The organism is Halomonas llamarensis (genome assembly GCF_023555005.1).
In the GTDB taxonomy this organism is placed as follows: Bacteria; Pseudomonadota; Gammaproteobacteria; order Pseudomonadales; family Halomonadaceae; genus Vreelandella; species Vreelandella llamarensis.
Genome location: NZ_JAMJPJ010000080.1, coordinates 1 through 1,091, shown reverse-complemented (window position 1 = coordinate 1,091; position 1,091 = coordinate 1). Strand labels below are relative to the sequence as shown.

Sequence of the window (1,091 nt, the reverse complement as noted above, 5' to 3'; positions counted from 1 at the left end):
TGGCTTGGAGGGTAGAATCTGTCATGGCGTATCCATTTGTGTTGGTTGAAATCTTGGTCGTGATCAATCAACAGGATACGCCACCCTTCCTTCTGTCCTCCATACACAACATCCGACTATATCTCAAGATCGCCCAAGCCAGAGCCTATGATCAGCGTGATGATGAGCATTGCAATGATGATCTTAATAGGGTGCCCGGTTACCGCGTCGGCGTAGCTGTCTCTGATGCTCATGCTCTTACCTCCATGTTGTACTGCGTAAGCATGGTCTCGAGGGACTGTTTGAGATCACTTTGGTTTGTAACCATTCCGGCAATGTAGGCATCGGGCCTTACCAGAAGATAATTATTGAATTCAGCTGTTGATGCTTTCTGCAGCCCCGTGTAGTGAGAGAGCTTTTCGTAGAAATCACCCGCAATAAAGATGTTGACCCAATTCGATAGGTGGCCAAGGCTCTTTTCGATATCGGTCTTGTCGAGCGCTTCCGTTCCCGGCATTACCAACACAAATTTCCCTTCCCGTAGCGCGTTGTACAGGTTTTGCGCGCGAGGCCCGGTGCGGAAGTTGATATTGCCAATCCGCTTGCCTGCGTATTTAGTGCCATTGCTAAGATTTTTGGGGGGGTGATAGGCAATGGCATAGCCCGATAATTGCGCTATCAGTTTATTGCTAACCGCTTTCCTTGCCTGGACTTTCCGGATGATAAAATCGCGGATAAATGCTCGCGCCCTATTCTTTGTGACGAACATGTTGTGCATTCTGTTTGTTATTTTTAGAACACGTTTAGCGACAGGGCGCCGCTCGTGCTCGTAGTCGCGCAGTAATGCTGAGCTACCTTGGCTCTTGGCTAAAAACGCTAATCGCCACGCTAGATTAAACGCATCCTGAATGCCCGTATTGAGACCTTGCCCACCCACCGGGCTGTGGATGTGGCAAGCGTCGCCCGCCAGAATGATATTGTCGACGTGGAGTGGTCAAGCAATTTGTGACAACCCAGTTAAGCCGCTTTCTTCAGTTCTGCCATTGCTGATTCGTAATCATTGGGGCTGCTGTAATCCAGCGTCGAATGCCGCCGCCGACTGTTATAAAACA

At 49.5% G+C, this 1,091-nt stretch carries 1 protein-coding gene and 1 pseudogene; both read right to left on the bottom strand.

The genetic code is table 11. The features are described from left to right. Nucleotides 1–229: 229 nt before the first annotated feature. Nucleotides 230–748, bottom strand: coding sequence for an aromatic-ring hydroxylase C-terminal domain-containing protein (locus M8006_RS17630; protein ID WP_250084505.1), 519 nt, complete (start codon nucleotides 746–748; stop codon nucleotides 230–232). Between the two features lie 33 nt (nucleotides 749–781). Continuing rightward, nucleotides 782–958 (bottom strand): annotated as a pseudogene (locus tag M8006_RS17625) (FAD-dependent monooxygenase); the annotation flags it as partial. Nucleotides 959–1,091 lie beyond the last annotated feature (133 nt).

What these genes read in the sequence shown, in the direction of transcription:
- M8006_RS17630 (WP_250084505.1), bottom strand. Translation starts at nt 748, where the DNA reads ATGTTCGTCACAAAGAATAGGGCGCGAGCATTTATCCGCGATTTTATC.